Consider the following 22,589-nt stretch of genomic DNA (forward strand, 5'->3'; position numbering starts at 1 on the left):
GTCAACCTGGCATCTTCGGCGCCATGACGCCGATAAGCCAGTCGCGGATGCGGTGGGCTTCCTTGTCCGTTGTGATCTCGCGCCGGCCGATGAGTCCGAAGTGAGCGGACCTTTGCGAGATGCCACGACGCAGCCAGTCCGCAGCCTGCGGCGCAGAGACGGTGAGGGCGCTGATAATTGAAATTCCCTGGATACCCATTAGGGAAAGGATGCCAGGCTGCGCGAGATTAAAGTAACTTAAATCAAATATTTGAATGCCAAGGTAAGTGTGGCTTCCGTGGCCGTCGTCAGACACCGTGGTTGCAATCCGGCCGAGGAACTCGGTCAGCAGATCGCTGAGGTCGTGGCAATCACCGGTGATCTCAAGCGGGGCTTCCGGGCCTGGCCCAGCTTCCTTGTGCTGGAGCCGGCGACAAAATGCGCAAATCAGGTGTTCAGGTGGATGCTTTCTGGGCGGCTCCGCTACCCTGTGGCAAAAGTAGCTCAAGCCGGAGGCAACTGCTGGTTGTTGTGTTGCCTCTTGGGTACCTTAGCTGGGAAATCGTTACAGATCCTGGCTAAAGACGGATCGAGCAGAAATCGCGAGGCAGGTTTGAAATTCCGCTACTACGTCACGCTGGCGGCTGCGGGTGGGTTGAGCATGGCGTCCATCTGGGCGGCGGCGCAGACACTTGGCACGTATGGTACGCCGGGCATCATCGACATGCCGACGGCCGAGGTCTTGCCGAACGGCGAACTGACGTTCACGGCCAGCGCGTTCGGGCCGGCGTGGCGGAATACGATGGCGTTCCAGTTTCTGCCTATGGCGTACGGGACGTTTCGATATTCGATCTTGGATGATGCGTTCATTAGAAGTGATACCGGTGCGCCGGGAGACATCTATGACCGCAGTTTCGATATCCACTTCCAGATCCAGGAAGAAACGGCGCGCCGCCCGGGTATCGCGGTCGGTCTGCGCGACGTCGGCGGTACCGGCATCTACTCCAGTGAATACCTGGTGGCGACGAAAACATTCTGGGATCAGGTCTCGGTCACCGGGGGGCTTGGCTGGGGCAGGCTGGCGACCAACGGCGGGTTTCACAACCCGCTGTGTTTCGACAATAACCATTTCTGCAACCGTGATCTTGGCAACGACCAGGAAACGGGCCGGCTGGATGTGGGCAACTGGTTCACGGGCGATGCAGCGTTCTTCGGTGGCGTGAAATGGGCGGTTACAGATGAGCTGACGTTGCTTGCGGAATACTCCTCGGACGACTACCCGCAGGAGACGGGAACCGGGAGCCTGGACGTCAACATCCCGTTCAACTTCGGCCTCAACTATCGGTTCAAGAACGGCGTCAGCCTGGCAGGCTATTACATGTATGGCTCCGAGATCGGCGCCCAGATCACCTACCGTTTCAATCCGGCCAAGCCGGACAGGGGTCCGGGTCTCGAACGCGCGGCGGCGGCGCTGGTGCCGGTCGAGCGGGTCGACCGCTTCAACTGGGGCGAGTCTGTGGCCAGCCAGTCTCAGGTCGAACTGACCTTGTCCGAGAGGCTGCAGGCCGAGGGAATGGAGCTGGAAAGCTACCAGGTCTCCGGCAACTCGGTGACCGTCGGGATCGAGAACCTGCGTTTCGGCGCCAGTGCCCAGGCGGTCGGTCGGACCAACCGCATCCTGGCTAACACGCTGCCCTCGCAGATCCGCACCTTCAACGTGACCCTCCTGCGCAAGGGTGTGCCCATCACGACGGTGACCACCGAACGCGCTGACCTCTACGAGCTGGAGCATGATGTCGACGGCAGCTGGCGTGCCCTGGCGCGGGCCGAGATCGAAGATGCCTATCCGGACACCGACCAGCCGGTCGCCGGGTTCTATCCGCAGCTGGGCTATCGTTTCGGTCCCTACACGGCCTTCTCGTTCTTCGACCCCGACGCCCCGATCCGGTACGAGCTTGGCGCCCAGGCGAATGCCGACCTCGTGGTCTCGCCCGGCCTGACCTTTTCGACCATGCTGCGTTACCCGTTCATCAGCACGCTGGACGATTCGACCAGGGGGTCGGATTCCGTGCTCCCGCGTGTGCGGTCGGATTGGGCGCTTTATGCCAAGGAATCGAACCTTCAGCTGAATTACCTGACAGGGGAATACATCTGGCGCCCGGGTGAAGACCTCTTTGCGCGGGTAACCGCCGGTTATCTCGAGGATATGTACGGCGGTGTTTCGGTCGAAACGCTCTGGTATCCTGTCGACAGCCGGGTCGCTTACGGGATCGAGGCCAACTACGCCATTCAACGCGACTTCGACATGCTCTTCGGCTTCCAGGATTACGACGTCGTGACCGGACATGCCTCGGTCTACTATGACATGGGCAACGAATACCTCGCCCAGGTCGACGCCGGCCGCTACCTCGCCGGCGACTGGGGCGCGACCTTTACGCTGAGCCGCGAATTCAACAACGGCTTCAAGGTCGGCGCCTTCTTTACCCTGACCGATGTGCCCTTCGATGAATTCGGCGAAGGCGCGTTCGACAAGGGCATCACGCTGGATATCCCGCTCTCCTGGTTCACCGGGCAGCCTTCGCGCCGGACTGTGGGGCAGACGATCCGCCCGGTGCTGCGGGACGGCGGCGCGCGGCTCAACGTGAACAACAGGCTCTATGGATATACGCGGGACGACCGGGCCCAGCGGATGGTCCAGCGTTGGGGGCGGTACTACCGATGAAACGGGCCGCAGTCTTCCTTGCCCCTGTCTGTGTCGCGGCTCTGTTTGCCTGCACGAACACGACAGACGATTTCGCCGTTGCGACCACCGCCTTGTTCGGTCCCGGCGAGGTCGACCCCCGTGTTGCCGCGCTGCAGCAGAACGATCCGACGTATCTCAAAATGGCCCTGCTGGATTTCGACACCGGGTCGCTGATCGTGCTCGAAGCTCGCAACGGAGAATATGAGACCTGGCTCACGTCTGAGGGCAGCAGCATCACGACGCGTTCAGGCTTTCTCCAGTCTACGCGGGGGCTGGGGCAGGGCCTGATGGCGGCGGACGTGTCGGAACCCATGGCCATGGTCCGGTCGGGTGCCGAAGGCCAGTCCGTCCGTTTCCACTCCTACCTCGACGGCAACGACGAGATCGAGATCCGAACCTACGTCTGCGACATTGAAAACCGCGGGCAGGATGTCGTGCAGCTAGAAACTGCAACAATCAACACACGAATGATGGCGGAGACTTGCAACTCTATGGATCAGGAATTCGAAAATCTGTACTGGTTGAACCCAGCAACGAACGAGATCGTGCAGTCGAGCCAATGGGCTGGCGACTTCCTTGGTAGGGTGGCAATGCAAGTGGTTCCGAAATGATGACAGGTGACAAAACCGCGGCAAGAGCGGCCTCGCAGAAGGGGTTTCGGCTTGTAACCCTGGCGCTTTTGACTGTTGGACTGGCAAGCTGCTCGACGATTTACCGCAGTTCGCGCGTGGTGCCGGGCGCCGATGACGGAACCGTCGTGCGGGTGGTGCCCATGACCGGTGAAACGGTGATCCAGGCGAACAAGTCACCATACAATCCGCAGACTCTGCCCGCCATCTACTCGATGACCGCCGGGGATGGGGCCGGGTCGTCACCCCGCGGCCTGGGGCTTCTGCCTGAGGCACCTTCAACACAGGATGCGCAGCGCGGTCAGCTTGAGCTTAGGCCGCCCCCAGCGGTAAATCCGGGACCCTATACGATCGGCGTCGGAGACGTTGTCTTGCTGGCGACACCGACGACCCAAAGTTCTGTTGCTGAACTGTCAGGTCTGCTGGCTGCGCAGAACAGCCGCGAGGGGTATACTGTTCAGGACGATGGGTCGATCAATATTCCCGACGTTGGTCGTGTCCGGATTGCGGGGCTGACGATCGACGAGGCCGAGGCCGACCTGTTCCAACGGTTGGTGGGTGCAAATATCGAACCGACATTCAGCCTGGAAATCGCGGAGTTCAACTCGCGACGGGTGTCGATTGGTGGCGCAGTCGGGAATCCGACGGTTTTGCCGATCACTCTGACTCCGCTTTATCTGGATGAGGCGCTTGCAGCAGCTGGTTCTGTCTCTGTTGGGGACCTCGACATGAGCTCCGTCCGGATCTATCGGGATGGGACGCTCTACCAGATCCCGTTGGGAGACCTCTACGAAAACGCGCGCCTACAGCGAACGCGGCTTGTTGATGGTGATTCGATCTTTGTCGATACCGAGTTCCAGCTTGACCGTGCTGAAAGCTACTTTGCCCAGCAGATCCAGTTGACGCAGGCGCGCCTGAGCGGTCGCTCGCAGGCTCTGGACGAGTTGGAAACCGAGATCGACCTCAGACGAGCCAACCTGGATGAGGCGCGTTCGAATTTCGAGACCCGACTGGAACTGGATGCCGTTAATCAAGATTATGTTTACTTGTCCGGCGAGGTGGAGCGGCAGGGACGCTATTCGCTGCCGTTCGAACGCAAAGCGTCCCTGGCAGATGCCATTTTCAGCGAGAGCCAGGGCATCACCAGGGCGACCGGTGACGTTTCACAGGTTTACGTTCTGCGTGCGTCGCAGAATCCAAGGGAGTTCGGTGCAGTTACCGCCTGGCATCTGGATGCCAGGAACGCGTCGAACCTGACACTTGCCGCCAAGTTCGAGCTGCGTCCCGACGATATTGTCTTCGTAGCGCCGAACCCGGTCACGAGATGGGGCCGCACCGTCAACCAGATTGTACCATCTTTGATCCTGACGCCGCTGAACGCAGCTTTGAACTAACAGCAAGGCAGGTCAGAATGACATTCTTGCCGTCCTCCCTGGTGAAAGGATCGGTGGGCCGGCGCCTTGTGAGTGGCGCCGGCGCAAACTTCTTGGGAAAGGTGTGGGTCCTTCTGGTCCAGCTCCTGTTCGTCCCGGTCATGACGGCAAAATGGGGCGTAGAAGGTTTCGGCGTGTGGTTGATGATCACGACGATCCCAACCTACCTCGCCCTATCCGATTTCGGTTTTGCCATGGCCGGAGGCGTTGAGTTAACGAGTTCCGTGGCCAAGGGCGATCAAGACTCGGCTTTGAAAGCCCTGCAGACAACCTGGGTTTTCATTACATCCATCAGTGCCATTTTCGTGGCCGTCGTGTTCCTGGCCGCAGTTTTGTGGCTTAATCTGTCTGGCTCGACTTTTGCCGAGCCCTTCACCAAGTCAGAAGTGTTTTGGGCAATTTGTCTCGTGACAGGTGCCGCCGCACTTTCACTTCAAATGACAGTTCAGAAGATCGTTTTCCAGGCAACCCACAAGTATGCCCTCGGAACCATCTTGATGGACCTGTCGAATTTCATTGTCTCCATGTGCGTCCTGTTCTCGGTAATTTTGGGTCACGGGATTGTAGTTGCTGCCGCCGTTCAGTTTGTCGGGCGGTTGGTCTGCGCGCTTGCCTACATGAAAACACGGCACTTTTACGAACCATGGGCAACTGTCGGCACGAAACATTTTGACAAGGCCACCCTTAAAAGGTTGTTTCGTCCGTCCTTGGGCGCATTGACCTTGACGCTTGCAAATTCCTTTGCACTACAGGGCGTGGTGCTGACGATAGGCTGGGCATTGGGCCCGGGATATGCCGCCATATTTGCGACCTGCCGTATGCTGACGCGAATTCCGCTGCAATTCTCCGGTTTGCTGGTCCGTGCGAGCTTGCCGGAGCTCACGCGCTCTCAATCCCAGAACGACCCGAAATTAACCAAGCAACTCACCTACTGGAACCTTAGATTCGGGCTGGGTGTTTTGATCCCATCTTTCGTCTTGCTGGGAATTCTGGGACCCACGCTGATAGACTACATGTCACATGGAGAAATGAACGCCGGTCACCTTGATTTCCTCATGCTTGGCCTTGCGGCGGCGCTTTCCGGCAGCTGGACTATAGTCGGAACTCGGTTGATTGCTCTGAACCGGCAAGGAGAATTCGCGCACATTGCCCTGATGCTGTATTTGATCGTGGCATTGGTTCCCTTTGTTTCTTCGGAAGACTTGTTGCTCGTGTATCTGGCAATGATCTTGTCCGACGCAATTCTTCTATACGTCGTCAATCTCAAGGACCGGCAATAGCCGGGGCGTGACCTAATTTCTCGGTCAGAATTTAATGGAACGCCTTGGAACATTTCATTTGGTGACATATTCCTGAAGATCGTAGCATCTGGCACTCCACTTGAACCCGGTCTTAGCGTTCCGCGCTTTCCTGCGTGACAAGGTTGGCCTTGTGACCTCGCATGATCTCCTCAACTAGTTTTCTAGTCCGTTGATATCAGGCGCTTGAGGGTACTTGAGCCAGAATGTCGTTCCATCGCATCACATGCGAAATAGCGGGCTGCTCTTACGCTGACCCAAGGCAGCCATGACAGCCTATTGTCCGGGTACACCTGAAAAGGGTTAAGCGTGTGTGTGGCACACCGCAGCGTCCGCGATCCAGGTTCAGGTCACGCGCTGGTCCCTTGCGTGCAAGAGAATCGAGCATGCCGGTTGCACGTTCTGAATGCGCTGGGATTATAGGCATTCATCCGTTAAATTTGGCGATCAATTGGGGACAGCACTGAAGATATGAGTGTCGTAGGCCTGTTGTCACCCGTTTTCCGCGCAAATTCAACCAATGGTGTTTCGCCGCAACGAACAGGGTGCTATTAAAACCCGTGAAAGTGTTTTTTGGAGTAGGTACCATGACGAGCAAGTTCCGTATCGCGTCGGCTGCAGCGGCGATTTTGGCATTGGCATCTGTTCAGGCAGGGGCGCAGACGATCGGCACCTCGCTGTCAAATGTAGACAGTGTTTCCCCTATTATTCCGTCGATGGTCGGTCCGTCTCTGACGGGTGCCGCAGCGGCCGCAACCGGTGGCGCCGGAAGTACGACGACGACCAGCACCGTCGGAACGACGAACGGCTGAGTTGCGCCGCCTGGCTTCATTCCGGGCATCGCGCCTGAGAAAAGCCAACGGCGAACCCCCAGCACGACGCGCGACGAAGTAAGCTTTGCTGCGAGTGAAACACGAAAGTCGGGCGTCCGGGCCTTGTGCCCGGACGTCTTCCTTCGTTTAAGATATTCTATCGACCGAACGGAACCTGCTCAGGTTAAGCCGCTAAACTGAATGATTCTGAAGGCGTCCCCCTGGCAAGCGCCTGATTGGCCCGGCGGTTTTTGCAAAATGCGTCCCAATCGCCGATGACGAGCATCGCGTGTTGGAAGCTCTCGAAGCGGTGGCGATGCACGCACTGCTCCTTTTCAGCTTCAGCCTAGTGTAGCGCTGCAGGTCGCGTAAACGCGCTTGAGCGACGGGATCAGTCGTCTGGCCCTTATTGTTTTTCGGGTTCAGGACAAGCACGCACAGGCGTGACATTCGCAGCTTCGAGAAGAATGGCCTCCAGGTCAGCTGCCGCCTGCGGTACAGAAAAGTGGTTTTCGTAACAGGTTCGAGCGGCGCGGCTCATGGCAGCAATCTCGTCCTCGCCGCGTGACAGGAAATCGCTTAGCATTCTGGTGGTATCAGCCGTGGTATCAGGCACCGCCAGGCCAGCGCCGGCAGCGACAACCTCGCGCCAGATATTGACTTCGGTTGATATAAGCACCGGCTTGCCGACCGAAAGTGCCTCGGCCACGACCAGGCCGAAGTTCTCCTGATGGCTCGGCAGCACAAAAGCGCGCGCCCCGGAATACGCGGCTTCCCTTGCCGCGCCTTTCACCATACCCGGCCAATGCACCCGGTCGGCGACCCCAAGCTGTTCGGCCAGGGCCTTGAGTTCGGGGACCCAACCCAACTGATCCGGCCCGGCCATCACCAGATCGAGACCCGGATCCATCTGGGCAACGGCAGCGAATGCCTCGATCAGCTGGTCGCAGGCCTTCTTGGGATGGATCCGGCTTAGATAGAGAAAGTAGTCGCGCCCTGAGAGCGCCGGAAGCTGTCGCAGAAAGTCATCCTGGCCCGCATCAGCCCCCGTCCCCATCTGCGAAGCGCAGAAGGCAACCACACGGGCATTATAGTCCTGATGTCCAGCAAAGGCGTTCTGTGCAAGCAGGCGCTCTTCCTCGCACGTAAAGAGAACGGCGTGTGCGCGTGACAGCGCCCGGCCCTGGAACAGGGTCCAAAACCCCTGCTTTACCAAATGCTTGGCAGGTTTGATCTTACGAAAGTACGGATCCAGCATACCATGGCTGAATATGACCCAAGGCAGGCCAGCGGCCTCCATCGCGCGGGTGCCACCGACGGTGGCGTGGTTCCAAAGCCCGTGCACCACGGCGGCGTCGAAATCCGGCGCCAATCTTGCAACCTCGCCATTGAAGCGCGGCGTATAACCACCCTTGCCACGCGGTCCCGCGCCGTGCACCTGAAAACCGAAATCCGAGATGAAGGCCGCATCTGGCGGGTCTAACGTGACAAAGGCACTTTCGTGCCCGGCCTTTTGATGTTCTTCGGCCATGACCCGGGCGTATTCAACCGGCCCGCCGCTCTCAGGTCGGACCGATGCGAGAAGGTGAAGAATCTTCATATTGCCTCGTTCTTGGTTAGGCTGCTCATGTGTCCCAGTTCGCAGACGGCGTTATCCAATTTCCCCGCAGGGGCCTTTTTAAAGCGGCCGTCATCCACCAGTGACCCGGCTCGCAACACGCAGATATGCCCAAATCCTCTAGCGCCCCCACGGATCGCCAAAGTGACAGCGAGAGACGATAGTAAGGATGCACCTCTCGCCGGAGTTTTCGATCTTTTGGCTGATATCAGCATCATTTGCCACTTACCTTGCTCAAGACCCAGCGCTCGCCTGGCCCTGATTGGCCCGGCCCCTTATCTGGCGACAATCTCTTCAAATCCGCTTGCGCCCCGTTTCACCCGATCAGGACAATGGGTTAATTTCACTGCGCTACGTGCGAAACGCTCAACGTGTCGGCAAATGCAGACGCACTTCCCGCGATGGCTGGCAGCGGCGGCAAGTCTGCCTGTGTTCCGGTCAGCTTCTGTATGGCCCTGCAAAGTTCTGTAACGTCGCCGCCAGCTGCCGAAGCCGATGCAGCCGTCGCCATACGCTTCCACAGATCCTCATCCCTGGAAAGCAACGCCATGTGGAAAGCGAGGCCCTCCGGATTGTCAGGCTCGACAATGAAACCGTTCACTGCAGTGCGCACCAATAGGTCACGCGCTCCGCAATTGTCCGACAGGAGAACGGGAAGTCCGGCCGCCTGCGCCTCCGGGACGACGTTTCCGAACTGCTCTTCGATGCTTGGCAACAACAGAGCCAGAGAACGACCCAGGTATTTCGAAATTTCCTCGGTCTGAACGAAACCAGTAAAAGTCACCCGATCGGCTATTCCGAGATCCAGAGCCTGCTGTTTCAAAGTCTCCTCGAGCGGGCCGGAACCACACAGCACGAGGCGTCGCGGCCTGTCGCCAACCTGAGAAACCAGTTCACAATAACGCCTGTAGGCAGCCAGTAGCATCGCGTGGTTCTTCTTGGGCACAAGGCGAGCCACGCATATGAAATCTCGGGCTTCGAACGGAGTGCCTCCGGGCGCGCTCTCCAACCCTGATAAATGCCTGATCCGTTCGATCGAAACGGTGTTGTACTCGCCAGCGATTTTCTCGGCAGGTATGCCCAGAAAACGAAAATAATCGATCGATCGTGAACCCGAAGCTATCCCCCCATTGTATGGAAGGAACATCAGGCTCTTCATGGCCTCCTTCAGGGCCAAGCGCGGCTTGTCGTCGAACTTGGAGCAGCCCATGGTGTAGACTTTCGAGCCAGTCATGCGCAGCCACAACGAAAAGAGGAAGACCGCCTTGACGTTCCAGTGACAAAGAAAATAGTCGCCGCGACCCAATTTCCTAGCCGCACCAACAAGCTCGCGGAACAACTCGACCGTGCCTAAGCTTCGAAGATCCCGTCCTGGAAACAAAGTCAGCTTGTCAAAACCGGAATCGTCGAAACCTTCCCAATCGTAGGAGTCGCTCTTTGAGCACAGTTCAAGCCCAGTGACTTGCCGTTCATCGGAAAAAGCTGAAGTCACAGCACGCGTTCGGTCTTGATGGAGTGGACCAAAGTTATCCCACATTAGTACCAGAGCCCGGTTCATTTTCGTCTCCGCCATGCTCTAAACAAATCGGACGCCACGGTGTTCAGGACAATTCTCAACATTCAAGCATCCACGGTTCTATTCCAGCCTTCACCTGAAAGCAGATTGACGACATCTGGAATTGTAGAGATCTCGAGCAACGATCAAATGCTAGGGCAAATTCCCCCGCCCTAAAGCAAACTTCGTTCGAGATCACATCAGAGAACCAGTACATCGGTTGAAGCAAAAGGGGCCTTCATTTCAATTCACATAGTACTTTGAACCGTACCCTGCGTACGCACCATATTTGCCTCCGTACCCATAAGCTTTCATCCGTTTGGGATTGATCTGTGAGAGGATTAGTCCCGTTATTCTTTGTTTTGAATTGTGGAAGATACGCAGAGACTCTTCCACTTGCTGCTGCGAAGTACTGTCCCACCTTACCGTGAAGAGTACAGCATCGGCTTGCTGCGCGATAATACGAGCGTCAGGCACCACAAGCACTGGCGGAGTATCGATCAAGACCACATCGTACTCTTGGCGAACGGTTTTGAGGAACTGCTTGAATCTCTCCGAAGCAAACAGATCAGCCGCATTCGTGCTGGTCTTTTCACCGAGAAGTACATCAGCTCCGAAAGCGTCGTCGTGATGCAAAACCTCATTCAGTGTTTTGTGCCCGGCAATAACCGACACAAGACCGCCGCTAGGCGAACTGTCGAAATACTGGTTGAAGGTTCGTCGACGAATATCCCCCTCGATCAAAAGAACTTTTTTGCCCAAACCAGAAAGATTGTTGGCGAGAGCGAGGATATTTGTGGTCTTTCCTTCACCCGGAACTGCGGATGTGGAAATAATGATTTTTGGAGGGTTATCAACATTTGAGAGCAGCACCGAAGTCCGAAGGTTTCGGATCGCTTCAGCAGCCTCGGAGGAAGGCTTCTCATTGAGATAAGTCAAAGTATGCCTGCGACCCCTGACAGGGATTTGGGGAATTTGCCCCAAGACCGAATACCCGGTGAACGCCTCCAAGTCACGGGCCGTCCGGAAACCCTTTTTTAAAGCCTCATTCAAAAGGACCAAGGACGACCCCACCAGGAAACCAAGGGAGATTGCCACTGCCAGTATCAAAGATTTCCGCGGAGTCGCGGGCGCACCAGGCACCACCGATTGCGACAGTATTCGGCTATCGGCCTCTTGGATTCCGTGTTGCGCCGCGGTCTCCTTGAGGCGCGTCAGAAAGTATTCGTAAAGCGCCCTGGTCGCCTCGGTTTCACGAGTTAATTGCTGGAGTCTGATCAAATCTTGACTCTGCGATGCAAGTTGATCGCTCATGTCCGCCTGCGAACCAATCAACGCCTCAAGCTGCTGACGACTTCTGAGGATATCCGTCTGTGTTCTGGACAGGACGAATTCGACCCTTTCTTCGAATGCCGCAGCGGCTTCCTCATCACTCTCGACCTGAGGTAGCAAGCGACGAAGTTGAGGATCCCCAGACAACGTGACAATCTCTTCAGGGCTGGTCGCTGTGCTCAGGTTCTCGTACCTTTGCTCCAAGGAGCGGATGTTCTCTTCAGAATTGACTATCCGATCACGGATATCCTTAAGCTGAACCTCCTGGAACTCCAGTGCGTCAGCCGAAACAAGATCAGTGGAAGAGCTGAATTCCGCCAATTCGCTTTCGCGCTGCTCCAACTCGGCCTGCAAATCCGAAACCCGCTCTGTCAGCCAGTTTGTCGCCTGCTCGGTGGCTTCGAATTTCACCTCCAGCTGGTCCAGAACATAAAGCTCAGCGATTATGTCAGCAATCTCGGCGGACTTCTTCGCGTTTTCTGTTTCGACCTCGATCCGCAGAACCAGCGTGTTGGGAACATTGCGAATTGAAACGGCCGAAATCAGCCGGGTTATAACCCTGTCGCGGGTCTGTCGGTCCGATTCACTGTCCGAAATTTCGCTAGGCCGACCCACCATTCCCAGTTGCTGTTTGACGTAATCTTTGATTTTGCGGATCTGGGAAGGGTCGCGCAGTGCCGCGTTGAATTCGGGATCATCGATCAGGTTCATCCTGTCGACAACTTTGCCCATGAGACTCCTGGACTTCAGAACCTCCACTTCGGAATTGACCGCAACCGCGTCCCCCGAAAGTCCACCGACGACGCTTTGAAGGTCGACGACCCTCTCGCCTTCCGTTTCCAGGATGACGACGGAAGCAGAGGTGTATGTCGGCGTCGCAAGAACATACGAATAATAGCCAGCAGCAAGCGTAAATAGCCCCATGACCAAAGCGATCAGGAACTTTCCCCGCCATAAAATGGCGGCAAGCGCGCTAAGATCGACGACATCGTCCGACTTGTCCGCAGCAACGGTGGAATTGGACGAATCAGAAAAATGTCGGTTGTTCGGGAGGTTTGTCATGGTGATCGTAGTTCCGAAGGGGTTTCGGGGGCTGAACTTGCAAGTTCAGTTCGAATTCAACTCACACGTAACACAGTAACTGGTTGAGCACAGTAGCGTACTTCAAGGCGCGCGGAGCACCACCTACGGCACCCGTCCAGCGCTCAAAAATTAAGCGAATATCAAGACTTAGTAGACTTATGTTACCTTGCTCGGGTTCGCGGCAGCAAGCGTTCTACCCCGTTCTCCAGTTGACCAATTGGGATGAGGACCTGACGCTTGCCATCTCCCAGCCAGGCGAGTGAACTGCATTTCGCAGGCTCCGAACATCTGAGCCTTGGCCGTTCGCCTCTCTTGCATTTGCCTGCTGCGCCACACGTGTCGCGATCCCCAAAATCATAGTGATAAATTTCGCGCCGAACGGCTTAGCTTCTCCTGAACAACTATTAGGCCAATCAAGAACAAGAACGTAAAGAATGCGCTCGGGATAACGGCTCCGACCGTGCCCCTAAATAGAATTGGCAGGGCTGCAATTGCAAAGTAACCGAAAACCGGCACTCCAGAAATGGTTGCGCTTCGCGCAAGCAGCTGCCGCACAATGATTGCCAGAGCTACGGATCCAAGTAACACGCCAGGAATACCGAAGTCGTAGTAGAAATCTCCAAATATTGGGCCGGAAAGATTTGCGGTTCCGACGAACCCATAACCGTAAAGTTCATTGCCAACCTCCAGCCCCAATACAAGCGGTTTATCCGGCCAAATTGCTCTTGGAACGAAAAATAGAAGAACCGATAATGTGCTGCTGCCCCATTCTAGTCCATTGCGCTCCACCATATCTATTAGATGTAAAAGAACCTTGTGCTGGTCCAAATACCCCAAGAAAAACTCCGGTGAAATTTCTACACTTGCGAGGTCTGCGTCGGTACCGGCTCTGGTCGTGGCACTCAGAATAGGCATGACAACCATGGATCCCGCAATCACAGAAATGCAAAAGAACCGGAACGACAGGATTCTGGTAAAGGTGATCAGCAGGGGAGGAAGGAGAGCTTGAAGCAGCACAAAGCGTGCCGAATTGAAGGGATTGTACAATACGAGGAGAAGTGAGAACAACACTATATATCCAACCCACCTTAGCCAAGATCGCTCTTCCGTTAATTTTGCAGCGAGGAACATTGAACACGCTAGCGTGAAAGACCGAGAGAATATTAGAAAGATGCCGCCGGCGGCGTCCACCTTTTCTCTTCGGGCCGCAAGTGTATTCGCGATCCCTCCGCGCATGGCGATCTCGACAAGCACGGCCACTATAAAGATGACAATGAGCGAAAGCGTTGTATACCTTATTGAAAAATCTCTGGTTGATTTTGGAGTGGCGTGCTTTGGTAGGACAACCGCATTTATTACGGTTACCATAAATATTAGAAAATAGAGTTCAAAAATCTGATCTTGACGGTAAGTCAGACTATGCCCAAAATTTAGCGGTACTATTGCGCCGGTTGAGAAAATCTGAGAGCCTTCAGGCTCATATATTGTCACCAATGGAGCAACCACGAAAGACAGAGTGTTTAGGAGCCAAAACATATCAACAACATCAAAGTCTTCTTTATTGCTTCTCGATGATGCCAACAATGTTATCAACCACACGGGCAGTACCAGGACCAAGGTGGACTCAGTGCGCATGTAAACCATTCCAAAGACCAGGAGGGAAATTTGGAGGACCGCTCTCTGCATAATTAATGCGCCTTGTCGTTGGGGCACTCTATCACGGAGTGATAGGACATATGATTCTGGGTGCAATCCAGTACACAAAACTTCCACGGAATTGCGCAATTAGTGAGCATTGGGGCATGTGCTTTCGGCGCGCCAAGTCGCAAATGGCTTCGGTTTTTTTCAGCTTCAGCCACCTAAAGGCATTACGGCGATGACATTATTGGCCAGAAGTCGCTTGCTTTGCTTACCATCGGTCTTGCGCTTAAACTTCCGAGTCACCACCATTTTGGCTCTAAATCGCATCCGTGATGTAGTTCTGATTCTCTTTAGCCGGACGGCATATTTGCCATTATCCAGCAATGCCTTTTGGTATTTTTGCTTCAAAAACCCCACGGCGTGTAAGGTATTCGTATGAGCCGACGCCTTCCAAGGCCGCTGCCTGCTCCATCTCGTAGAGCGAAGCATCCACCAAGGTTCGATACCAGTAGGCCTGGAGGAAGTGAAAGAAGAAGCCAGCTTTTCCGTCCAGAAACCCTCTACCCAGGATATAGCGGTAGAAGAAGTACATCCCGCCACGCATGGAAGCTGGAAGACGGCCGTAGACCTGTTCCTTTAGGAATCGCTTGCGTTTTGCCTGGCCCGAGAGGTTGGACGTGTCTTCCTGGCGGGCGCGTTCTCTGGTGGCGATGATCTCATATGCCTCGCGCCTTGCATATCCGACGTGCTTGGCCGTCCACCAGGCCAGGTCATTCAGGTTATCGTCGACCAAATCACCGCCTTCCAGCGTGGTGGTCCGGGCGTTCTCCACAACGATGTGCTCGTCCATCCAGCGCTGCTCCATGCGCCCCTGGCCCGTACGCCAGAGGCGCAGGATCAGCCCGGGATAAAAGAAGCCATGGGTAATGGGCTGGCTCAGGAAGGTTATTTTTCGGCGCAAGTAGACTGCATTGATGTCGCCAGGGTCGGTCGTGAAATTGCGAATGGCCTGTTGCAAGCCCGGTTCGATTATTTCGTCCGCGTCGATACGAAGGGTCCACGGAGAGCTGATATCGACCTGGTCCAGGGCCCATTGGAATTGGATTGCGTGATTGACGAAGGTGTTCTGGAGAACTTCGGCACCAAGAGATTGCGCAATCTCGACCGTTTGATCGCTGGAGAAGCTGTCGATTACCAGAATGCGCTCAGCCACCGGCCGCACGCTCTCTATACAACGCCCTATATGCTGTTCCTCGTTGTAGGTGAGGATGACGGCTGTGATCATGCTGCACCGCTGCTTGGCACAATTGAAGGCTGATGTGCCGAAGCCGGTTCTTCAACGTCAAAGCCAGGGCGCTTCTTGATCGCGATTGCCGGGTTGCCCTGATAGACGGTGAACGGTGCGGCGTCGCTGAACAGTACGCTGCGTGCTCCGACGACCGCTCCCTCGCCAACTGTCACGCCCGGGCCGACAAAAGCTTCGGCACAGACCCACGAATGGGGCTCAATGCAGATCGGTCTGGAAAACAGCGGCCTCTCCAAGGTTCTGATGGAGTGGCTGGCCGTGCACAAAAAAGCACGCTGGCTCACAGTGGAATAGTCCCCCATGACAATTTCGGCCTGGGTGTAGCAATCTACCCCGTCAGCGAGGCAAGCATAGACACCCATCTTCAGGTTCCACGGCGCCCAGACGAAACAGCTGGGTGCGATGCGGCTACCCTTGCCAATCTCAGCTCCGAAGGTACGCAGGAGGAATTGCCGCCAACGCTCCATAGCGAAGCGTGGGGTCGGGCGGAACAGCAGCGAGTAGACAATCTGCCATACCAGGCGCCGAAACTTTAGCGACCTCGACATCTCATCAACGTAGAGACGTTCAGCCATGCATTCAAAACCCTTCTACGATTTCATTCTCGAGCGGGATGCTGTCACCGACCATCGCTTCCATTTGATTTATGAAGCGGATCATTTCGTCCGTTCCCTGGCCTCGGTTCACAAGGCAGTTCAAAGTCTTGTCTGAAAATGGTTGTCTTTCATATTCGAAGTCAAAGCGCTCAAGGAGCAGGTCGTTCAACCACTTTCGGTTCAGTGGGCTTTCACGGTGAAAGACCTTGTATTCGTAACGAAACAACAGAAACAGGGCGGATAGTATCTTGAATTTCAAATCCTTGCGCGCCAATACCCGGTAAGGGGAGCCAGAGTAAATGCTGCCCAAATTTGGGTACATGAAGTCCTGGTATTTATGGCGCTTGGCGTGAAATACCTCCATCTTGTGGAAGATCTCTTGTGGGTCACCCGGCTCGGCGCGGAAGGTGCATTTGGCAACGATCCCGTCAAATTCTCCACGTCGAAGTGCGGAAGCGCGGTGCGTCAAACCCAACTCGGTCCCATCGATTTCCTGGACACGACCATCGGAGCGAATGACTATCGCACTTTCCAGTTTATCCTTCAGCTCTGTCCCGTAAGCGCCGGCATTCATGAAAATCCCGCCACCAATTGTGCCAGGGATGCCCTCGAGTCCTTCAAAACCTTCGATATTGTTCCAAAGTGCGACACGCGACAGATCAGGCATCATCACGCCGCACTCTGCTACGATGTTACCGTTGGCTGCATCATACTCGATGCAATCCAACCGCATGGTTGAGACCAGAACAGCATAGCTGGCCTCGTCGCGAAACAGCAGGTTACTTGTGTTTCCAATGAGTTTGTAGGCTTGGCCAGAAGAATGCAGACGCGCGATACACAGCGCAAGTTCGTCTACGGTGGTGGGGTGTAGGATCAACTGCGCTGTCCCGCCGGTGCGGAGGTACGTGCGCGAAGCCAGGGCGACGTTATGTTCGACCACGATCCCCTCGCTCTCAAGAGCCGCAGAAAAACCGTCCAGATCAACCGGAACCTGACTCACTATGTTCTCAACGGGCCCTTCAAGCATGGGACACAACCTCCATGGCATGACGTTCTGAGAAAAAACGCAACTGCTCCAACTGCCCGCGCAAATAGCTTCGCCCATCTTCTTGCAACGCGGCGAGCTTCAGACCCGCCGCCTCCCAGTCGATTGGCGCTTCCATGCGCGCGCGGATTCCGGCCTCGTCGAGGTCCTCGGGTATGAAGCGGTCCATCAGCCCCAAGGTGCTCAGCAGGTTCTTCGAGCGCTCGTTCAGCCCCGCTCTTTTGCCGGGCAGGCCGACGGTCAGAAAGGGTTTGCGGAAGAGGATCGCGAAAACGGTGCCGTGAAACGAGTTCGTAACGATGAAGGCCGCCTTCTGCGCGTAGGCCACCCATTCGGCCGGCGTTGGGGTGATCGTTTCGCCAATTTCGGGCCAACGGCGGTGGACATTGTAGGGCGACAGCACGGCCCCGCCGGTCTGTTCACCGGCAAGCATCGCAACGTCCCGGATACGTTGACCGGTTCTGAGCGCGTAACAGAAGACATGTCCATCGGCTGGAGTCGTCTTTGCCTGCGACACCAGCCCCGAGAAATCGCCGAGCAGGATCGTCGGGTCGGGAACGCATGCCGCATCACGTCCGGTAATCTCGCGAACAATATCGACACCGCTCTGCTCTCGGACAGAGACCCCGTCCAGCCTTTCCAGATCGCTCTTCACTTCGGCGGCATAGGTCTTGTCCAGCTTGGCGCGCCCGAAACTCGGCGCATACGAGATGCGCCGCGCGCCCTGTGCCCCGCCGGGAAAGCGAAGGTAGTATACAGGGTCGACCCCAAACTGATCCGACGGCGCCCATATCTGGTCGCTGCCACACACCAGCATATCGAACCGCCCTTCCGGACCGGCAAGCCAGGCATCGACGGCAGGTCCATCCGGCAAGGCCGGTCCATGGACGCCCAGAACGTCACGCTGGAAATCCAGGAAGACTTCGGTGTGGTCCGCCTCTCCTTTTATCCGTCTCTTCACGGCTGCAAACCTGAGGAACGCCACCTTGGCCGCCCCCTTGGCCTTCCCGCGCACGAGGTTGCCCCAGAAGCTGCCACCTTCCTCCACGTGCGACGGATGATAGTTTATGAATTCGGCATCGCAGCCCTGCTCGCGCAGCCAGGTCTGAAGACCATACGCTTGCATCAGGGCTCCGAAGTTCTCGCTGAAATGGTAGGTGAGAATCCCCACGCGTGGGCGCCGGAGGGTTGTCATCGGGCTTTTCTCCGGATCTGCGTGGCAGTCTGTTGGAAGCATGGGCAGATGTCCTTGATGCTCTTCGCGAGCAGATCGATGATATCCCCGGACACTCGGGACAGGTGGTGCCCGTCAGCCCCGATAATATGTGCCGGGCGCGCTTTGCAAGTGTCGCCCAAGTCGGTGATCGATACGCGTTTCATATCTAGGCTTCCGAACTGTGCGTCAGGATTTAGACAGGTTGTTTTGGTTCCGGTCTTCGGAGTTCGAAGTCGTGCGGCCATTGGTGTAGGCTTCTTTTGCGACAGGCAGATCAACGTCGGCCCCGGCAGAAGATCCGCCCGCCACCAGTCTTTCGAAAGAGGCAAGCAGGGTGTCCAGGATCGCGGTCTTGTTCCAGTTGGTCAGCGCTCTCTCTCGGGCGATCCGCCCCAGGGACAGGCGAAGGTCGCGGTCGGACAGCAACGCGTCCAGTGCTTTCGCCATGGCGGCGGCATCCCCGGGGGCGACGTTGATGCCGGCGCCCTCTACTTCCTCTGCCAAGGCGGTGCCGGCGTCGGCCGTGGCCACGACGGGGCGGCCGGAGGCCAGCATGTTGGTCAGCTTCGACGGCAGAACCAGGTCCGCCGCGCCCGCAATCTGCGGCAGAAGATGCACGTCAGCCATTGCCAGAAGATCGTTGAGCCGATCAATCGGTTGAAGCGGCAGAAAGCGGATGTTCGCAAGGTCTTGAGCGGCGCCCACCAACTGCTCGCGCATCGGGCCGTCGCCGCAGATGACAAAGGTCAGATCCTCGCGATGCTGAAGAAGCCGCGCCGCTTCCGGCAGGATCTCAAGCCCCTGCTTGTTGGACAGGTTCCCGGAGTAGAGCGCGACATAAGGCGTCTCGATACCCAGCTCTTCCCTCATGCCCGAGGGGCCATCCATCGGCTCGATCCGCGAGAGATCCGCCCAGTTCCGGAACTCCCGGATCCGTTGGGCGGCGACACCCTTCTCTCTCAGCTTGTCGAGCATCGGGCGCGAGATAGAGCTGATCACGTCGAAACGCTGCAGGATCCAGTGTTCGAAGGCCCTCGCGTAACGTCCGGTCCGGCCCTCCTCCGTGAGCAAACCTGTGGCCAGCGCGGCCTCAACCTCGAAATCCTGAATGTGCATCCAGGACTTGGCACCCGCCAGCTTCGCGGCAAGAACGCCGACAGGGGCCGCTACCATGGCCGGGGCAACCACGAAAACGATGTCGGGACGGAAGAACAACGCCTTCCAGATCGCCACGGGCAGAGCGGTCAGCGCAAAAGCCGCGTGGTGCAGGATCCGCTTCTTGCCTGTGGGCGTTTTCGGCACCCACAGCGGGCAGTGAATGATGCGCTCGCCGTTCTCGCCGGTGCGCCGTCGCCAGAACGGCCCACGCCATCCTTCGAAGACCTGCCAGTCCGGGTAATACGGAAGCGCCGTGATCACCTCTGTCTCGACGCCACGGCCGGCCATCTCTTCCGCCAGGCCCGACGAATAGACCGCAATTCCAATCTTCTCCGGCGCGTAGTTGATGCCCAGCAACAATAACTTCACGACTCACCCATGCTTACTTTCGACGCCGCATCCCTGCCGTAGCGCCAGCTTGTTTCATCCCAGGTCTCAAGAAGCGCGCTGCGATCAGCCGGACATGCCCAGCGACCCGTCCGGCTGGCCAGGCCCAATCGAAAAATGACCTGTTACGACGCGGCCTGCAGGTGGGCGCGCGCTGGGTGACTCAGATGATCCAAGCACTGATCTCATGTTCGCTCCACAGCGCATTGCAGTTCTGGTGACCGTTCGTAAGGCCGCCCGGTGTCTCGACCGATGCCTGATGCGGTTGGGCCCATGACTCAACCATGCGAGTAGATTAATCAACCGCCGATCATTAAAAAATGTGACCTGGGGCATGATTGATCCGGGCCAGCACATTCATTGCCCAAACCCGCTGCAGAATAGGCGGAAAGCTTCTCATCCGACGCACCGCGTTCGGAGCGCGACGCCTGATTATGGTCACAAAGCGCTGTAAATCCGCTGTTTTGCAGGTGAGAACCCCGGCGAGTGCCAGCCGGACCGCACCCATGAGGCCGCTGGGCCGAACTTTGTGCATGCGAGGCATGCGGTGGCGATTGCGCAGCGATTGCACCTTGCCTCAGGGGTGCAGCGCGGCCCGGCCCCGCTGCACCGCAGCTATACGTATGGTTGCGATATATCTGCGAGAGTTGGATCTTGTCCGCCTCGAAAAGGTCGCCGCCGCAAGGCCGCGCAGAAGGCCTGGGCCTCAGCCCCTGGCCCTTTCCAACATCCCGAAAAGGTCGCGCGGATCGTCCGGATCGGCGAGCATGTCGAGCGGTTCGGCATAGGGCGTGCCGCGAACCCGCGCGTGGACATACCGCAGCGCCGAGAAATCCTCGATCGCGAATCCCACGCTGTCGAACAATGTCACCTGCCGCGTATCGACCCGCCCCTGCGCCTCGCCGCGCAGGACGCGCCACAGTTCGGTTACCGGGTGATCCGGGTCCAGCTGCTGGATCTCGCCTTCGATCCGGGTCTGTTCCGGGTATTCCACGAAGATGTCGGAGCGCAGGAGGATGTCGCGGTGCAGCTCGGTCTTGCCCGGGCAGTCGCCTCCGATCGCGTTGATGTGCACGCCCGAGCCGACCATGTTGTCGGTCAGGATCGTCGCGTATTGCTTGTCGGCGGTGCAGGTGGTGATGATCTGCGCGCCCTCCACGGCCTCTTCTCCGCTGGCACAGGTCACGACCTCGAACCCCTGCCCTTCCAGGTTTCGCCGCGCCTTGCCGGTTGCCTCCGGATCCAGATCGTAGAGCCGCAGCGTATTGATCCCCAGCAGCGCGCGAAAGGCCAACGCCTGAAATTCGCATTGCGCCCCGTTGCCGATCATCGCCATCACCCGTGACCCCTCCGGCGCCAGATATGTCGCCATCAGCGCCGAGGTCGCCGCCGTGCGCAGGGCGGTCAGCACGGTCATCTCGCTCAGCAGGATCGGGTAGCCATTCGCCACCGAGGAGAGCACGCCGAAGGCCGTCACCGTCTGGTACCCCTCGCGCATGTTCTTCGGGTGGCCGTTGACGTATTTGAACCCGTAGTTCTCCGCATCCGCCGTCGGCATCAGCTCGATCACACCGTCGCGCGAGTGGCTGGCCACCCGAGGGGTCTTGTCGAATTCCGACCAGCGGCGGAAATCTTCCTCGATATAGCCGGCCAGCTCTTGGATGAAGGCTTCGATCCCGATGGAATGGACTAGGCGCATCATGTTCTGCACCGACACGAAGGGGACATAGGCCAGGGGCGACGGGCTGGGGACGGTCATCTCGGAGTTCTCCTGTATCTGTGGCTCAGGCAAAGCGGCGGGTCGGCCGGTCGAGCACGCGGCGGCCCATCAGCGAGGCGGTCAGATCGCAGAGCAGCGTTGCCGTGCGGCCGCGTTCGTCGAGGAAGGGGTTCAGTTCCACCAGGTCGAGCGAACGCACCAGCCCGCTGTCGCAGAGCGTTTCCATGATCAGGTGCGCCTCTCGGAAGGTGGCGCCGCCCGGGACGGTGGTGCCCACGGCCGGCGCGATGGCCGGATCCAGGAAATCCACGTCGAAGCTGACATGCAGCAGACCGTCGGCGGCCCGGACCCGAGCGAGGAAAGCCTCGAGCGGCGGCAGCACGCCGGTCTCGTCAATGGCGCGCATATCGTGCACCTCGATCCCCAGCCGTGCGATGGCATCGCGCTCGGCAATATCGACCGACCGGATACCCATCATGCACACATGGGCGGGATCGACCGCCGACACCAGCGGCGGATAGGCCTCGAACCCGGGCTGGCCGGTGAAATAGGCCACGGGCGTGCCATGCAGATTGCCGCTTTCGGTGCTGAAAAGGTTGTGCAGGTCGGGATGCGCATCCAGCCACAGGACGAACAGCGGCCTGCCCTGCCCCGCCGCGAACCGCGCCATGCCGGGAACGGTTCCGGCAGAGATCGAATGATCGCCCCCCATGAAAATCGGCAGATCATGCGCCTGCGCGGCGGCCTGGGCCAGCGGCACCAGCGTTTCGATCCAGGCGGCGGTTTCGGCCAGGTGATGGATCGCGCCATTCTCGTGCGGGACGTGCGTTTGCCCGTCGATCCTGGTATCGCCAAGGTCGGTGACGGTCCAGTCCAGCGTGCCGATCGCCTGCGCCAGACCGGCGGTGCGCAGGCTCGCCGGTCCCATCAGGCAGCCGCGCTGCGAGGCGCCGGTTTCGATGGCCGCGCCGAGAAGTGAACATCTGCGTGTCATGAATGCTCCTTTCGGAGCAGAGATGCACCTTCCGAACGCCGGAT

General features: G+C 57.6%; 17 protein-coding genes. 5 read left to right on the plus strand and 12 right to left on the minus strand.

Going from position 1 to position 22,589, the window contains the following annotated elements:
* Window position 1 precedes the first annotated feature (1 nt).
* Window positions 2–487, minus strand: a complete 486-nt coding sequence (locus tag ATO3_RS18910; protein ID WP_088651463.1) for a hypothetical protein — start codon at window positions 485–487, stop codon at window positions 2–4.
* A gap of 216 nt (window positions 488–703) precedes the next feature.
* Here ATO3_RS18910 and ATO3_RS18915 point away from each other — a divergent pair, with 216 nt between their 5' ends.
* The 5 genes from ATO3_RS18915 (at window position 704) to ATO3_RS28560 (ending at window position 6,894) form a co-directional block, all read left to right on the plus strand.
* A complete protein-coding gene (locus ATO3_RS18915; RefSeq protein WP_233152223.1) occupies window positions 704–2,701 on the plus strand; it encodes a YjbH domain-containing protein in 1,998 nt (665 codons plus the stop codon).
* Window positions 2,698–3,333, plus strand: a complete 636-nt coding sequence (locus tag ATO3_RS18920; RefSeq protein ID WP_088651464.1) for a YjbF family lipoprotein — start codon at window positions 2,698–2,700, stop codon at window positions 3,331–3,333. The genes ATO3_RS18915 and ATO3_RS18920 overlap by 4 nt, the downstream gene beginning before the upstream one ends.
* Entirely contained in the window at window positions 3,330–4,745 is a 1,416-nt protein-coding gene (locus ATO3_RS18925; RefSeq protein ID WP_408630823.1) for a polysaccharide biosynthesis/export family protein, read from the plus strand. Before ATO3_RS18920 ends, ATO3_RS18925 begins: the two co-directional genes overlap by 4 nt.
* Before the next feature lie 17 nt (window positions 4,746–4,762).
* Window positions 4,763–6,064, plus strand: coding sequence for a lipopolysaccharide biosynthesis protein (locus ATO3_RS18930; RefSeq protein WP_088651465.1), 1,302 nt, complete (start codon window positions 4,763–4,765; stop codon window positions 6,062–6,064).
* 605 nt (window positions 6,065–6,669) lie between these two features.
* On the plus strand, window positions 6,670–6,894 hold the full coding sequence (locus tag ATO3_RS28560) for a hypothetical protein (RefSeq protein ID WP_143747306.1): 225 nt from the start codon (window positions 6,670–6,672) through the stop codon (window positions 6,892–6,894).
* Between the two features lie 406 nt (window positions 6,895–7,300).
* On the opposite strand, the gene ATO3_RS18935 is transcribed toward ATO3_RS28560, so the two are convergent.
* The 11 genes from ATO3_RS18935 to rocF all read right to left on the minus strand — a co-directional run bounded on the left by ATO3_RS18935 (window position 7,301) and on the right by rocF (window position 22,545).
* Window positions 7,301–8,494 carry a glycosyltransferase gene (locus tag ATO3_RS18935; RefSeq protein ID WP_088651466.1) on the minus strand — a complete coding sequence of 398 codons (1,194 nt, stop codon included), beginning with the start codon at window positions 8,492–8,494 and terminating at the stop codon, window positions 7,301–7,303.
* Between the two features lie 361 nt (window positions 8,495–8,855).
* The gene (locus ATO3_RS18940; protein ID WP_158218018.1) at window positions 8,856–10,070 is read right to left on the minus strand and encodes a glycosyltransferase; all 1,215 of its coding nucleotides are present in this window, start codon (window positions 10,068–10,070) and stop codon (window positions 8,856–8,858) included.
* Between the two features lie 240 nt (window positions 10,071–10,310).
* Window positions 10,311–12,461 (minus strand): polysaccharide biosynthesis tyrosine autokinase, encoded by a 2,151-nt coding sequence (locus ATO3_RS18945; RefSeq protein WP_088651468.1) that lies wholly within the window; start codon window positions 12,459–12,461, stop codon window positions 10,311–10,313.
* Window positions 12,462–12,836: 375 nt separating this feature from the next.
* On the minus strand, window positions 12,837–14,117 hold the full coding sequence (locus ATO3_RS18950; RefSeq protein WP_158218019.1) for an oligosaccharide repeat unit polymerase: 1,281 nt from the start codon (window positions 14,115–14,117) through the stop codon (window positions 12,837–12,839).
* A 379-nt stretch (window positions 14,118–14,496) separates the two neighbouring features.
* A complete protein-coding gene (locus ATO3_RS18955) occupies window positions 14,497–15,408 on the minus strand; it encodes a glycosyltransferase family 2 protein (protein ID WP_088651470.1) in 912 nt (303 codons plus the stop codon).
* Window positions 15,405–16,004 (minus strand): LbetaH domain-containing protein, encoded by a 600-nt coding sequence (locus ATO3_RS18960; RefSeq protein WP_143747307.1) that lies wholly within the window; start codon window positions 16,002–16,004, stop codon window positions 15,405–15,407. The genes ATO3_RS18955 and ATO3_RS18960 overlap by 4 nt, the downstream gene beginning before the upstream one ends.
* A 4-nt stretch (window positions 16,005–16,008) precedes the next feature.
* A complete protein-coding gene (locus ATO3_RS18965; protein WP_158218020.1) occupies window positions 16,009–17,052 on the minus strand; it encodes an FAD-binding protein in 1,044 nt (347 codons plus the stop codon).
* Window positions 17,045–18,241, minus strand: coding sequence for a polysaccharide pyruvyl transferase family protein (locus ATO3_RS18970; protein ID WP_158218021.1), 1,197 nt, complete (start codon window positions 18,239–18,241; stop codon window positions 17,045–17,047). The genes ATO3_RS18965 and ATO3_RS18970 overlap by 8 nt, the downstream gene beginning before the upstream one ends.
* A 231-nt stretch (window positions 18,242–18,472) precedes the next feature.
* On the minus strand, window positions 18,473–19,801 hold the full coding sequence (locus ATO3_RS18975) for a WcaI family glycosyltransferase (protein ID WP_233152220.1): 1,329 nt from the start codon (window positions 19,799–19,801) through the stop codon (window positions 18,473–18,475).
* Window positions 19,802–20,537: 736 nt separating this feature from the next.
* Complete coding sequence (locus ATO3_RS18980; protein ID WP_088651474.1) at window positions 20,538–21,590, minus strand: ornithine cyclodeaminase; 1,053 nt, start codon at window positions 21,588–21,590, stop codon at window positions 20,538–20,540.
* A gap of 25 nt (window positions 21,591–21,615) precedes the next feature.
* Window positions 21,616–22,545 (minus strand): arginase, encoded by a 930-nt coding sequence (gene rocF / locus ATO3_RS18985; RefSeq protein WP_088651475.1) that lies wholly within the window; start codon window positions 22,543–22,545, stop codon window positions 21,616–21,618.
* Window positions 22,546–22,589 lie beyond the last annotated feature (44 nt).

Origin of the sequence: Marinibacterium profundimaris (genome assembly GCF_002210095.1) — a bacterium.
GTDB classification, from domain to species: domain Bacteria; phylum Pseudomonadota; class Alphaproteobacteria; order Rhodobacterales; family Rhodobacteraceae; genus Marinibacterium; species Marinibacterium profundimaris.